17 protein-coding genes are annotated in these 12,292 nt (G+C 78.4%); 12 read left to right on the top strand and 5 right to left on the bottom strand.

The window, feature by feature from the left end:
• Window positions 1-50: 50 nt before the first annotated feature.
• The 3 genes from ACWIX6_RS21275 (at window position 51) to ACWIX6_RS21265 (ending at window position 1,741) form a co-directional block, all read left to right on the top strand.
• On the top strand, window positions 51-1,133 hold the full coding sequence (locus ACWIX6_RS21275) for a WD40/YVTN/BNR-like repeat-containing protein (RefSeq protein ID WP_448614434.1): 1,083 nt from the start codon (window positions 51-53) through the stop codon (window positions 1,131-1,133).
• The gene (locus ACWIX6_RS21270) at window positions 1,130-1,411 is read left to right on the top strand and encodes a MoaD/ThiS family protein (RefSeq protein WP_448614433.1); all 282 of its coding nucleotides are present in this window, start codon (window positions 1,130-1,132) and stop codon (window positions 1,409-1,411) included. Before ACWIX6_RS21275 ends, ACWIX6_RS21270 begins: the two co-directional genes overlap by 4 nt.
• 78 nt (window positions 1,412-1,489) lie before the next feature.
• Window positions 1,490-1,741 (top strand): hypothetical protein, encoded by a 252-nt coding sequence (locus ACWIX6_RS21265; RefSeq protein WP_448614432.1) that lies wholly within the window; start codon window positions 1,490-1,492, stop codon window positions 1,739-1,741.
• Between the two features lie 84 nt (window positions 1,742-1,825).
• On the opposite strand, the gene ACWIX6_RS21260 is transcribed toward ACWIX6_RS21265, so the two are convergent.
• Genes ACWIX6_RS21260 through ACWIX6_RS21250 form a run of 3 tightly spaced genes read right to left on the bottom strand, consistent with a single transcriptional unit; the run spans window position 1,826 to window position 3,733 of the window.
• Complete coding sequence (locus ACWIX6_RS21260; RefSeq protein ID WP_448614431.1) at window positions 1,826-2,629, bottom strand: adenosylcobinamide-GDP ribazoletransferase; 804 nt, start codon at window positions 2,627-2,629, stop codon at window positions 1,826-1,828.
• Window positions 2,626-3,150, bottom strand: coding sequence for a bifunctional adenosylcobinamide kinase/adenosylcobinamide-phosphate guanylyltransferase (gene cobU, locus ACWIX6_RS21255; RefSeq protein WP_448614430.1), 525 nt, complete (start codon window positions 3,148-3,150; stop codon window positions 2,626-2,628). The genes ACWIX6_RS21260 and cobU overlap by 4 nt, the downstream gene beginning before the upstream one ends.
• 7 nt (window positions 3,151-3,157) lie before the next feature.
• Window positions 3,158-3,733: a histidine phosphatase family protein gene (locus ACWIX6_RS21250; protein WP_448614429.1), complete on the bottom strand. Its 576-nt coding sequence runs from the start codon at window positions 3,731-3,733 to the stop codon at window positions 3,158-3,160.
• 96 nt (window positions 3,734-3,829) lie between these two features.
• Between ACWIX6_RS21250 and ACWIX6_RS21245 the strand changes: the two genes are divergently transcribed.
• Window positions 3,830-4,630: an oxidoreductase gene (locus tag ACWIX6_RS21245; RefSeq protein ID WP_448614428.1), complete on the top strand. Its 801-nt coding sequence runs from the start codon at window positions 3,830-3,832 to the stop codon at window positions 4,628-4,630.
• 99 nt (window positions 4,631-4,729) lie between these two features.
• Window positions 4,730-5,698, top strand: coding sequence for an aldo/keto reductase (locus ACWIX6_RS21240; RefSeq protein WP_448614427.1), 969 nt, complete (start codon window positions 4,730-4,732; stop codon window positions 5,696-5,698).
• Window positions 5,699-5,706: 8 nt separating this feature from the next.
• On the opposite strand, the gene ACWIX6_RS21235 is transcribed toward ACWIX6_RS21240, so the two are convergent.
• Window positions 5,707-5,973, bottom strand: a complete 267-nt coding sequence (locus tag ACWIX6_RS21235) for a hypothetical protein (RefSeq protein ID WP_448614426.1) — start codon at window positions 5,971-5,973, stop codon at window positions 5,707-5,709.
• 84 nt (window positions 5,974-6,057) lie between these two features.
• Window positions 6,058-6,936 carry an HAD family hydrolase gene (locus ACWIX6_RS21230; RefSeq protein ID WP_448614425.1) on the bottom strand — a complete coding sequence of 293 codons (879 nt, stop codon included), beginning with the start codon at window positions 6,934-6,936 and terminating at the stop codon, window positions 6,058-6,060.
• Between the two features lie 126 nt (window positions 6,937-7,062).
• Between ACWIX6_RS21230 and ssd the strand changes: the two genes are divergently transcribed.
• From ssd to ACWIX6_RS21195, 7 genes are all read left to right on the top strand, one after another.
• A complete protein-coding gene (gene ssd, locus ACWIX6_RS21225) occupies window positions 7,063-8,169 on the top strand; it encodes a septum site-determining protein Ssd (RefSeq protein WP_448614424.1) in 1,107 nt (368 codons plus the stop codon).
• Window positions 8,166-9,326: a TadA family conjugal transfer-associated ATPase gene (locus ACWIX6_RS21220; RefSeq protein WP_448614423.1), complete on the top strand. Its 1,161-nt coding sequence runs from the start codon at window positions 8,166-8,168 to the stop codon at window positions 9,324-9,326. The genes ssd and ACWIX6_RS21220 overlap by 4 nt, the downstream gene beginning before the upstream one ends.
• A complete protein-coding gene (locus tag ACWIX6_RS21215; RefSeq protein WP_448614422.1) occupies window positions 9,323-10,135 on the top strand; it encodes a type II secretion system F family protein in 813 nt (270 codons plus the stop codon). The genes ACWIX6_RS21220 and ACWIX6_RS21215 overlap by 4 nt, the downstream gene beginning before the upstream one ends.
• Window positions 10,132-10,863, top strand: a complete 732-nt coding sequence (locus ACWIX6_RS21210) for a type II secretion system F family protein (RefSeq protein WP_448614421.1) — start codon at window positions 10,132-10,134, stop codon at window positions 10,861-10,863. The genes ACWIX6_RS21215 and ACWIX6_RS21210 overlap by 4 nt, the downstream gene beginning before the upstream one ends.
• 177 nt (window positions 10,864-11,040) lie before the next feature.
• Complete coding sequence (locus ACWIX6_RS21205; RefSeq protein WP_448614420.1) at window positions 11,041-11,313, top strand: DUF4244 domain-containing protein; 273 nt, start codon at window positions 11,041-11,043, stop codon at window positions 11,311-11,313.
• A 2-nt stretch (window positions 11,314-11,315) separates the two neighbouring features.
• Window positions 11,316-11,687, top strand: a complete 372-nt coding sequence (locus tag ACWIX6_RS21200; protein WP_448614419.1) for a TadE family type IV pilus minor pilin — start codon at window positions 11,316-11,318, stop codon at window positions 11,685-11,687.
• Window positions 11,684-12,292, top strand: coding sequence for an Rv3654c family TadE-like protein (locus tag ACWIX6_RS21195; protein WP_448614418.1), 609 nt, complete (start codon window positions 11,684-11,686; stop codon window positions 12,290-12,292). The genes ACWIX6_RS21200 and ACWIX6_RS21195 overlap by 4 nt, the downstream gene beginning before the upstream one ends.

Here is a 12,292-nt window from a genome sequence, read left to right as displayed (position 1 = left end):
ACGGGGTCCTTCATCGATGAGTTCGTCGGTCCCCGGCGGTCTACTGGTGCATGGACACCACGCTGCTGGCGATCGGCACCCGCAAGGGGCTCTGGCTCGCGACGAGCGAGGACCGGCGCACCTGGACCCTCTCACCGCCGCACTTCCTGATGACCGAGGTGCCGAGCATCGGCATCGACACCCGCGGCGGACGCACCCGGCTGATGATCGGCGTCCGCTCGGAGCACTTCGGGCCGACGGTGGTCCACTCCGACGACCTGGGGCGGACCTGGACCGAGCCGGACGGCGGCGCCATCCGCTTCCCGGCCGACACCGGGGCCGCGGTCGAGCGGATCTGGCAGCTTCGGCCGGACTCCACCGACCGGCCCGGGGTCGTCTGGGCCGGCTGCGAGCCGATCTCGGTGTGGCGGTCCGAGGACGGCGGAGAGCACTTCGAGCTCTGCCGGGGGCTGTGGGACCACCCGCACCGGCCCGACTGGGGCGCCGGCGCCGGCGGGTCGGCGGCGCACAGCGTCGTCCCGGGGCCCGGTGGCACGGTGCACGTCGCGATGAGCACCGGCGGGGTCTACCGGACGACGGACGCCGGGGCCTCCTGGCAGCCGCGCAACTCCGGCATCTCGGCCTACTTCCTGCCCGGGCCGGCGCCGGAGTTCGGCCAGTGCGTGCACAAGATCGCTCGGGACGCCGCCGTCCCGACCCGGCTGTACGCGCAGAACCACCACGGCGTCTACCGCTCCGACGACGACGGGGACTCGTGGACGTCGATCGCCGACGGGCTGCCGTCGGACTTCGGCTTCGTCATGCTGGCCCACCCGGCCCGCGCCGGGACGGCCTGGGTGGTGCCGCTGGTCGCCGACGGCGAGCGGATCCCGCCCGGCGGTGAGCTGGCCGTGCACCGCACCGACGACGCCGGGTCGACCTGGCGGCGGCTGGCCGACGGGCTGCCGTCCCGTGACTACAACGCGGTGCTGCGCGACGCGGCGGCGGTGGACGACGCCGACCCGGTCGGGGTCTACGTCGGCACCCGGGGCGGGGACGTCTACGCCAGCGCCGACGAGGGGGAGACCTTCCGCCAGGTCGCCGACCACCTGCCCGACGTGCTCTGCGTCCGTGCCGCGGTGGTGGCGCGGTGATCCGGGTGCTGCTGCCGCGGCTGCTCGCCGAGTGCACCGGCGGGCTGCGCGAACTGGTGCTCGCCGAGGCGACGGCCGGCACCGCCGGTGCGGTCCTGGACCGGGTCGCCGCCGACCACCCGGTGTTCGACCGGCGGGTCCGGGACGAGACCGGCGCGCTGCGCCGGCACGTGAACGTCTACGTCGACGGCGAGGACGTCCGGCGGCTGCAGGGTCTGGACACGCCTGTTCCCCCGGACGCGGAGGTCATGGTCATCCAGTCCGTGGCCGGTGGCTGAGCGCGACGGCACGCGGACCTGGGGACGGCCGGGAACGGGGGGCGCATCACCGGGAGGCGACAGGGGAACCCTGAGCAGATGAGCATCCTGAGCAAGCTGATGGGGACTGCGCAGAACACCGCCGCCCGGGGCGGCCGTACCGCGGGTCGCACCGCCGGCCGTCCGGCCACCGGAGGCCGCGGCATGGGCACGGGTCGCGGCGGCATGAACGCCGGCCGCGCCGCCGGACGGGCCGCGGGCCGAGCGACGTCAGGTCGGGGACGGGCGGGCACCCCCGCCGCGTCGGGCGGGCTGGGCAGGCTGATCGGCAGCCTCACCGGCCGCCGCTGAGGTCCACCCCGGGTGGTCACTCCAGCTCCACGCTGAGCTCGGGAGCCGACCGCCCGGGGCCCGCCGGCCCGCGCTCCGGCCCGTTCAGGTCGACAGGGCGGCCACGAGCAGGGTGGCGGTGGCCGTCACCTCGCCCATCGCTCCCATCACGTCCCCGTTCACGCCGCCCAGGCGCCGGGCGGCCCGGCGGCGCAGCAGCTCGGCGGACAGCCAGCCGGCGACCATCGCTCCGGCCAGCGCCAGGGCCCGGGCCGCCCCGGTGCCCTCGCCGTGACCGGCGAGCAGCGCGACCGCCGCGGTTCCGGCCACGGCGGCCAGTGCGCCGGCCGCCAGCGTCGTCCGGGAGACGGTGCCGGCGACCGCCTGACCGAGGGAGGACCCCTCGGCGACCGGGACGCCGGCCAAGCCGGTGCGCGCCATCGCCACCCGGGCGGCGACCACCCCGGCGGACAGCGCGAGCCACCCACCGTCGACGGCCAGCAGGTGGGCGAGGCAGGCGACCTGGAGAAGCAGCGTCAGCACGAGCGTGACGACCCCGAACGGGCCGACGTCCCCGCTCCGCATGACCTGCAGCGCGCGTTCCCGGCCGCGCAGCGGCCCCAGCCCGTCGGCGGTGTCGGCCAGCCCGTCCAGGTGCAGGCCCCGGGTCAGCGTGGCGAGCACGGCGATGCCGAGCACCGCGCCCACCAGCGGACCCGCCGCGCGCCCGGCCGCCCAGGCGACCGCCGTGGCCACGGCCCCCAGGACCAGGCCGACCAGGGGTGCCCAGGGCAGCACGCCGCGCGCCGAGGAGGCCGCCGGCACGCGCACCGCGGTCAGCAGGGCGAAGGACTCCGCGGGCCCCGCCCACCAGGCGCGGCCGTGATGCCCGCTCGGAGACCGACTCACCGGAGCCGCTGCGGCAGGCCGGCCACCACGAACCACACCTCGTCCGCCGTCGCGGCCAGCCGCTGGTTGACCGTGCCGAGGGTGTCCCGGAACAGCCGGCCGGCGCGGGTCTCGGGGACCACGCCGAGGCCCACCTCGTCGCTGACGGCCACCACGTGCGCCGGCGTCATCACCCAGCTGTCGACCAGCGCGTCGCAGCGGCGCGCCAGCCGGGTCGGAGCGTCCGGGTCGGCCGCGTCCCACACGCCGGTCTCGTCCATCAGCGCCGCCACCCAGGTGGTCACGCTGTCCACCAGCACCGTGCCCCGGCGCAGCAGGTCCGAGGGGGCGGTCGTCTCCAGCGTCGTCCAGCCGGCCGGGCGGCGGGCCCGGTGCGCCGCGACCCGCGCGGTCCACTCGGGATCGGCCGGGTCGCCCCGGGACGTGGCCAGGTAGAGCACGTCCGCGGTGCCGGCCACCAGCTGCTCGGCGTGCGCGGACTTCCCCGACCGGGACCCGCCGAGCACGAGCACCCTGCTCACGCCGTGCTCACCTCGTGCTGATCCCGGAGCCGCACCGGGCCAGCTCCAGTGCCGTCACGGTGCCGTTGTGCGGGGTCACCGCCGGCATCGCGTCCGGCCCCAGCCCCGCGGCGACCGCCTGCGCGGCGCGGATCGTGTCGCCGTGCGTGACTAGCGCGACGACGTCCGCCGGGGGCTCGGCGCACAGCTGCCCGAGGTAGGTGCCCACCCGGGAGTGCAGCGCGGCCAGGCTCTCCCCGCCCGGCGCGGCCCAGTGCGGGTCGGTCCAGTCGACGACGTCCCACAGCTCCCGGGAGGGCCGGCCCTCGAGCACCCCGTAGCCCTGCTCGCGCAGCGCGGGCGTGGTCCGCACCGGCAGGCCGGTGGCCGCCGCGCAGTGCTCGGCGGTCTGCACCGCACGACGCAGGTCGCTGGAAATCAGCACCCCCGGCCGCAGCGCCGCGAGCTCGCGCGCGGCCCCGGCGGCCTGCGCGTGCCCGAGGTCGGTCAGCGGCACATGCGCGGTCTGACCCTGCAGGAGGCCCGCGGCGTTCCACGCGCTCTGCCCGTGGCGGACGAGGAGCACGGTCAACGGGCGGGACATGGTGGTCGCAGCGTAGGCCGCGACCGGCCGGTGACCGCCTCCGGCGCCGGTCGGGTGCCTGGAGGGCGTCGACCGGTGCCTCGTACCGTCGTCCCCGTGACCATCCCGCTGCGCCCCGGTGCCGCCCGCACCGCCGGCCGCCCGGCTCCCCGGCCCACCGGCCCGGACCCGCTCGCCCCGCTGCTGGACCTGCCCGGCGTCCGGGACGCCGCCGAGGAGGCGCGCGCCGCGGTCGACCGGCTGCTCGGGCACCGGGTGCTCCGCCGCGAGTCCGCCGGGGTCAGCGCGGAGTCGGCGCTGCGCGGCGCCCGCGCCTCGGCGGCGCTGGAGGGCGTCGACCGGCCGCTGGCCGACGTCCGTGCCGGCGCCGTCCAGGACCCGGTCGTGCAGGGGGCGCTGCGGGTGTCGGTCGGCCTGGGCTCGATGGTGGACACCTGGGACCGGGCGCCGGGGCAGGTGCTCGCCCGGCTGCACGTGCTCGCCGCCGCCGACCTCGCCGACCGCGCCGACCTCGGCCGCCCCTCCGGCGAGGCCGGGCCCCGGCTGGCCGGGCTGTTCTCCGTGGTGACCGCCACGACCGCCGTGCCGGCCGTCGTGCTGGCGGCGGTGGTGCACGGGGAGCTGGCGGCGCTGGCGCCCTTCGGCACGGCCGACGGCGTCGTCGCCCGCGCGGCCGGCCGGCTCACCGGCATCACCCGCGGCCTGGACCCCAAGGCGGTCTCGGTCCCCGAGGTGGGCTTCGTCGAGCTCGGTGCCCCGGCCTACGCCGCGGCCCTCGACGGGTACCGCTCCGGGGACCCCGACGGGGTGGCCGGCTGGCTGGTGCACTGCGCCCGGGCCACCGCGCACGGCGCACTGGAGGGCCTGGCCGTCTGCGAGAGCCTGCTCCGCGGCTGAGGGGTGCACCCCGTCGTCCTCCCGGACGGCACCGCGGCCGGCGATGGCCGCGTCGCGGCGGTGCGGCGGGTCGGTCGAGGGGGTGGCACTGTCGTCGTCATGCGCTTCCTCGAGGTCGACGGTCTGGGCCCGGTCAGCCGGGTCGGGTTGGGCACCTGGCAGTTCGGGTCCAAGGAGTGGGGTTACGGCGACGACTACGCCAGCGGACCCGCGCGGGACATCGTCCGCCGTGCCCGGGAGCTGGGCGTCACCCTCTTCGACACCGCCGAGGTCTACGGGTTCGGCCGCAGCGAGAAGATCCTCGGCGAGGCGCTGGGCGGCGACCGGAGCTCGGTCGTCGTGGCCAGCAAGCTCTTCCCGGTCGCGCCGTTCCCGGCCGTCGTCCGCAACCGCCACGAGGGCAGCGCCCGGCGGCTGCAGCTGGACCGCATCCCGCTCTACCAGGTGCACCAGCCCAACCCCGTCGTCCCGGACTCGGTCACCATGACCGGGATGGGCGAGCTGCTGCGCGAGGGTCGGATCGGCGCGGTCGGCGTCTCCAACTACTCCCTCCAGCGGTGGCAGGCCGCCGACTCGGCCCTCGGGCGGCCGGTGGTCAGCAACCAGGTGCACTTCTCCCTCGCCCAGCCCGGTCCGCTCGCCGACCTGGTCCCCTTCGCCGAGCGCGAGGACCGGATGGTGATGGCCTACAGCCCGCTGGCCCAGGGGCTGCTCGGCGGCCGGTACTCCACGGCGCACCGGCCCGGTGGCGTGCGGGCGCTGAACCCGCTGTTCGGGACGGAGAACCTGCGCCGGATCGAGCCGCTGCTGGCCCTCCTCCGCGAGGTCGCCGCCGCGCACGACGCCACGCCCGCCCAGGCGGCGCTGGCCTGGCTGCTCGGGCTGCCCCGGGTGGTCGTGATCCCGGGGGCCTCCAGCGTGGCCCAGCTCGAGTCCAACGTGGCCGCCGCCGACCTGGACCTGACCGCCGGCGAGCAGGCCGACCTCACCGCGGCCGCGCGGGACTTCCAGCCGCAGTCCGCGGCCCGCACGATCGTCGACCAGGTGCGGGCTCGACTGGGCGTCTGACCGCCCGCTCAGCGGGGGGCGAGCAGCAGCCCGAGCAGCGTCACCACGAGGACGCCGGCCAGCGCAACGGCCGCAGCCACCAGCCACTCGCCGGTCAGCGCCCCGCCCGCGACGGCGAGCAGCACCGCCAGCCAGGGCCCGCTCATCGACAGCACCATGCCGATCCGCCGGCCGGGGGAGCCGCGGCGGGCCGACGAGGTGCGCGCGGTCTGCCCGAACAGCGCGGCCGCGACGCAGACCGCGGCCACGGCGAGCCAGGCCAGCACCGTGGTCATGTCCGGCAGGATCGCCGATCGGCCGTGCTCCCGGCAGGGGGCACGCCGGTGCGCCGGCCCTCGCGCGGCGGGTGGGTGCGGGACTCAGGCGCCCCGGCGACGCCGGCGGCCGGCGCCCAGGTCCGCCGGCACCGCCGCGGCGGCCAGCGGCAGCGGCGTCCCGGGCAGGGCACCGGCGAGCCGCAGGGCCCGCCGGCGGGCGTACCAGGTCAGGCAGGCGACCGCCGCCCCGACGCCCATCGCCGCACCGGTGACCATCGGCGTCCGCTGCCCGGAGAACCGGGAGCGCAGGGCCACCGGGCGGGAGAAGACCAGGACCGGCCAGCCCCGCTCGGCCGCCACCCTGCGCAGCGGCCGGTCGGGGTTGACGGCCGTCGGGTGGCCGACCGCGTCGAGCATCGGCAGGTCGGTGACCGAGTCGCTGTAGGCCCAGCAGTCGGCCAGGTCGTACCCCATCTCCTCGGCGACCTGCCGGACCGCGACGGCCTTGTTCTCCCCGTAGGCGTAGAAGTCGATCTCGCCGGTGTACTTCCCGTCCCGGGTGACCATGCGGGTGGCCACCACCCGGTCCACCCCGAGCATCTCGCCGATCGGCTCGACCATGTCCGCCCCGCTGGTCGAGACGATCACGATCTCCCGCCCGGCCGCCCGGTGCTCCTCGATCAGGTCCGCGGCCTCGGCGTACACCAGCGGGTCGACGATCTCGTGCAGCGTCTCCCGGACGATGTCGTGGACGACGGCGACGTCCCAGCCGGTGGTCATCGCGGTGATCTGGCTGCGCAGCCGCTCCATCTGGTCGGCGTCGGCGCCGGCCAAGGAGAACACGAACTGGGCATAGGCGCCCTTGAGCACGGCGCGCCGGTTGATCAGCCCGCCCTGGAAGAACGGCCGTCCGAACGCCAGGGTGCTGGACTTGGCGATGACGGTCTTGTCCAGGTCGAAGAACGCAGCGGCGCGCGTCATGATCCACGAGGTTAAGCGCAGCAGGACGCCCCGCAGGTGGGCGCGCCGCCGTCCACACCCGTTCGGGTCGTCCACAGATCCCGGGACGCCCTTCCGCCCGCTCCCGGACCGGACTGCGCTGGCCCCGTGCCCACCACCTCCCGCGCTCCGCGTCCGCCGGCCGGCGCCGTCCTCCGCCCGCTGGTCGTCAGCGCCGACGAGACCCTCCTCGACGACCTGCTGCGGCTGCTGGCCGCGGCCGGCAGCACGCCGGAGCTCACCTCCGGGGGCGGCGCGCTGCGCCGCGCGCACCGCGAGGCCCCCGTCGTGCTGCTCGGCGCGGACGCGCTCGCCACCGCACCCGTGCGCGCGCTGCCCCGCCGTCCGGGCGTGCTCGTGGTGCTGACCCGCGACCCGGAGGCGGAGGTCTGGTCGGCGGCGGTGGAGGTGGGTGCCGAGCGGGTGGTCGTGCTGCCCCGGGACGAGACCTGGCTGGTCGAGCGGGTGGCGTCGGCCGTCCGCGGACCGAGCCGTCCCGGCTGGGTGGCCGCGGTGGGGAGCTGCTGCGGCGGCGCCGGCGCCAGCACCGTGGCCACCGCCCTGGCCCTCGCCGCGGCGCCCGACGCCTCCTGCGGGGTGCTGCTCGTGGACGGCGACGGGTGGGGCGGCGGGCTGGACCTGCTGCTGGGGGCCGAGCGGTCGCCGGGGGTGCGCTGGCCGGAGCTGGCCGGCGTCCGTGGCCGGGTGTCCGGTCCGGCGCTGGTCGCCGCGCTGCCCGAGGCCCACGGGATCCCGGTGCTGGCCGCCTCCCGGGAGGCACCCGGTGAGGTCGCCCCCGATGCCCTGGCGGCCGTCGTGGCCGCCGGCCGGGACAGCGGCCACGGTGTGGTCGTCGACCTGCCCACGCGGGACCGGGAGGCCGCGGCGGTGCTCGACACGGCCGACCTGGCGGTGCTGCTAGTCCCGGCCCGGCTGCGTGCGGCCGCGGCCGCCCGGGCCCTGGTGGGTGGTCCGGACGGTCCACCGCGGCCCTGGGCGGCGGCGCGGGTGGTCACCCGCCCGGTGCCCGGCGGGCTGTCCCGGGCCGAGGTGGCCGACGTCGTCGGACGGCCGGTCCTCGCCGAGCTCCCGCACGACCGGTCCGCCGTCCCCCGGGGCGAGCGCGGCGAGCCGCCGTCGGTCGCCGCCCGGTCGCCGCTGGGCGTGCTCAGCCGGTTGCTGCTCACCGAGCTGCGACCCGGCGGGCGACCGTGACCGCCGCCGGGACGGCCGGTCCGCTGGTGGAGCGGGTCCGGGCACGGCTGGCCGCCGGACCCGGCGCAGCGGCGCCCGCGGTCGTCGCCGCGCTGGTCCGCGAGGAGTCCGGCGGGCTACTCGGGGACCGGGCCGTCCTGGAGGCGGCGCGGGTGGCCAGCGACGAGCTCTCCGGCGCCGGCCCGCTGGAACCGCTGCTCCGGGCACCGGGTGTCACCGACGTGCTGGTCAACGGGCCGGACGAGGTGTGGGTCGACCGCGGCCGCGGGCTCCAGCCGGTCGACGTCCGGTTCCCCGACGAGGAGGCGGTGCGGCGCCTGGCGGTGCGCCTGGCCGCCGCGGCCGGTCGCCGGCTGGACGACGCGTCGCCGTGGGTGGACGCCGCCCTGCCCGACGGCACCCGGCTGCACGCCGTGCTGCCCCCGGTGTCCGGCGGGGGCACGTGCCTGTCGCTGCGGGTGCTGCGCCGGGCCCGGCTGACCTTCGCCGACCTGGCCGCCTGCGGTGCGCTGCCCGGTGCGGCAGCGGACCTGCTGCGCGCCGCGGTGCACCGCCGTGCGGCGTTCCTGGTCACCGGCGGCACCGGCAGCGGCAAGACCACGGTGCTCTCCGCCCTCCTCGGCGTGGTCCCGGCCGGTGAGCGGCTGCTGCTCTGCGAGGACGCCCCCGAGCTGTGGCCCGACCACCCGCACGTCGTGCGGCTGCTCACCCGGCCGCCCAACGTGGAGGCGGTCGGGGCGGTGACGCTGCGGGACCTGGTCCGCCAGGCGCTGCGGATGCGGCCGGACCGGCTCGTCGTCGGGGAGGTCCGCGGCGGCGAGGTCGTGGACCTGCTGGCCGCGCTGAACACCGGCCACGACGGCGGCTGCGGGACGCTGCACGTCAACCGGGCCGCCGAGGTGCCCGCCCGGCTGGAGGCCCTCGGCGTCGCCGCCGGGCTGGACCGGGCGGCGGTGCACAGCCAGGCGGCCGCGGCGCTGTCCCTGGTCGTGCACCTGCACCGTGGGCCCGCCGGCCGCCGGGTGGTGGCCGAGATCGCGGTCGTCCGGCGCCGGGGGGAGCTCGTCGAGGTGGTCCCCGGCTGGCGGGCGGACGGCGGGAGCTCTCCGGGCCGCGCCGACCTGGCGCAGGTGCTGGACTGCCGGGTCCCCGGATGACCGGCGTACTGTGCTGCCTGGCGGCAGCCGCGGTGTGCTGGCCGCCGGGCGGGCGGGTCGGCCGGCCCGCCCGGCTCCGGCCCGCACGGCCGCTGCCTGGCCCGGGGGAGGTCTCCGCCGGCGTCGCCGCGCTGCTGGACCATCGTCGCGCCGCGGCCGCCTGCGGCGTCGTGGTCGCCGTCGCGGTCGTCCTGGTCAGCACCCCCGTCGTCGCCGGTCTGGCCGGGGTGTGCGCGGCGGGAACCGCCCGGGCGCTGCGCACCGCCCGCCGTGCGGCCGCCGAGCGGCGGCGGGTCCAGGCGGTCGCCGAGGGGCTGGGGGTGCTCGCCGCGGAGCTGCGGGCCGGCCGGTCGGTCGAGGAGTCGGCCGGCGCCGCCGCGGCCGGGTGCCCGGACGCGCTCGCCGGCGCGGCTCTCGGGTTGGTGCTCCGATCAGGGGTCCCGCCGCCGGGAGAGGGACCCGACGCCGTGCAGCAGGTCCTGGCCCGGGTCGCCGCCGCGGTCCGGCTGAGCGCCCGGACCGGCTGCTCCCTGGCGGGGGTGGCCACCGCGGTGGAGGACGACCTGCGTGCCCGGGCCCGCGCGGAGACCGAGCTGCGGGCGGCGGTCGCCGGACCGCGGGCGAGCGCGGCGGTGCTGGCCGGGCTGCCGGTCGTCGGGCTGCTGATGGGCAGCGGGGTGGGCGCGGACCCGTGGCGGGTGCTGACCACGACCGGCACCGGGACGGCGCTGCTCGTCGTCGGCGTCGCCCTCGAACTGGCCGGGGTGACCTGGTCCGCGCGGCTGGTCCGCAGGGCGGTGACCCGGTGAGCGGTGCCGGGCCGGCCGCTCCGCTCCTGCTGCTCGGCGTCGCGGTGCTGCTGTGGCTCCCCCCGGGTGCCACCCGGCGCGCCCGGGTCCGCGGCCTCGTCGCCGCGGCGCCACCGGAGGACGACGAGCAGCCGGAGCACCCACCCGGTGTCCTGCGCCGATGGGCCTGGGCCGGCGCGGCCGGGACCGCCGTCGCGCTGCTGGGCGGCGGCGGGCCGGTCGCCGTGCTGGCCGGTGCCGGGGTGGCGGTCCTGGCCGAGCGGCTGCTGCGCCGGTCCGGGGCCCCTCCCGAGGTCGACGTCGGCCGCGACCTGCCGGTGGCCTGCGACCTGCTGGCCGTCTGCCTGGCCGCCGGCACCCCGATCGGAGCGGCGGTCGCGGCCGTCGCCGCGTCGGTGCCCGGGCCGCTCGGCAGCCGGCTGGCGCACGTGGGTGCCCTGTACCGGCTGGGCGCGGCGCCGCGGCAGGCGTGGTCGGGCGCGCCACCACCGGTCGAGCCGCTGGCACGGGTGCTGGTGCGGGCGGGGGAGTCCGGGTCAGGAGTGGTCCCGGCGCTGCAGCGGCTGGCCACGGACCTGCGCACCGCCCAGCGGGGCGCGGTCGAGGCGTCGGTGCGTCGCGCCGGGGTGTGGGTGCTGGCGCCGCTGGGACTCTGCTTCCTGCCGGCGTTCCTCTGCCTGGGGGTCGTGCCGATGGTGCTGGGCATCGCCGCGGACGTCTTCGGCTGACGTGCCCACAGCACACCTCCCCGGCACGCCACCCGTGCACAGCACCGCCGCTCCCGCTGGTGGCCGTCCCCAGTCCGGTGACCGGTCCACAGGTGCGCTCCGGCGCTGGGCCCGGCCGCCCGCCGGCCGCAGCCTCGACGGTGACGGGTCCGCACGTGGCCCGCGGGAGGAGCAGCCATGACGACCACCAGCACCGCCCAGGACCCGCCGCCGGAGCCGGACGCCGGCCGGGCCGCTCCACGCGGACCGCGGCTGTTGCGCGAGCAGCTCGCCCGGCGCTGGACCCGGGTCCAGGACACCGCCGAGGCCGGGATGAGCACCGCCGAGTACGCCGTGGGCACGGTCGCCGCCTGTGCGTTCGCCGCGGTGCTGTACCAGGTCGTCACCGGGGGGTCGGTGGTCGCCGCGCTCGGCGAGCTGGTGCAGTCCGCCCTGTCCACGCTGTCCTGACGGTGCCGGTACGCCGCGGCCGCGAGGCCGGGATGGTGACCGCGGAGACCGCGGTGGTCCTGCCGGTGCTGCTGGTCGTGCTGGCCGCCGCGGTGGCGGCGGTCGTCGTGGTGGGCGGCCAGCTGCGCTGCGTGGACGCCGCGCGGGAGGGCGCCCGGGCGGCGGCGCGCGGGGAGCCGGTGGCCGTGGTCACCGCACTGGCCGGTAGGGCGGCGCCCGCAGGGGCCCGGATCGAGGTCGCGTTCGCCGGGGAGACGGTGACCGTCACCGTGACGGCCACGGCCCGGCCGCTGGGGCCGGTCCCCCTGCGGCTGCCGCTGAGCGCGACCGCCACCGGGGTGCGCGAGCCCGGCGCCGCGCAGGCGGAGCCGTGACCCGGCGGGGAGCCGACCCGGCGGTCGCCGCGGGGGAGCGGGGGTCGGCGACGGTGTGGGTGGTCGCCCTGGCCGGGCTGCTCGCGGCGGTGGGGATGGCCACGGTGCTGGTGGGGGCGGCCGTCGTCGGCCGCCACCGGGCGGGAGCGGCCGCCGACCTGGCGGCGCTCGCCGGGGCCGGCCGGGCCGTGCTGGGCGACCCGGCCGCCTGCGCGGTCGCGACAGCGGTGGCCGTCGCCAACGGCGCCGCGATGGACAGCTGCCGGGTCGGGGCCGACGCGGTGGTCGAGGTGCACGTCCGGGTGCCGGTCCGGCTCGGCCCGCTCGGGACGGTGTCAGCAGGGGGTAGGGCGCGCGCCGGCCCGGCGGCGCCGGTGGCCCACGGGGGGACGCCGACCGGGATCCGCCTCGACCCGACGCCGACGACCGCTGCGGCACGAACGCCCAGGACCAGCGCCGGAGACCTTGGCAGTGGACCAGTCCGTCACTACCGTGCCACACCCAGCGGCGCACGCCGACCTGGCGCGCCGGACGACCGACCGAGCCACCCGGCTCCCGCATCAGCGTGGACGTCCAGCGCGCCCACGTGCGACAGGAGTAGTTGA

Source organism: Modestobacter sp. URMC 112 (assembly GCF_053502575.1).
Note: the sequence above shows the minus strand (reverse complement) of the source record. Positions and strands in the feature narration are given on the sequence as shown.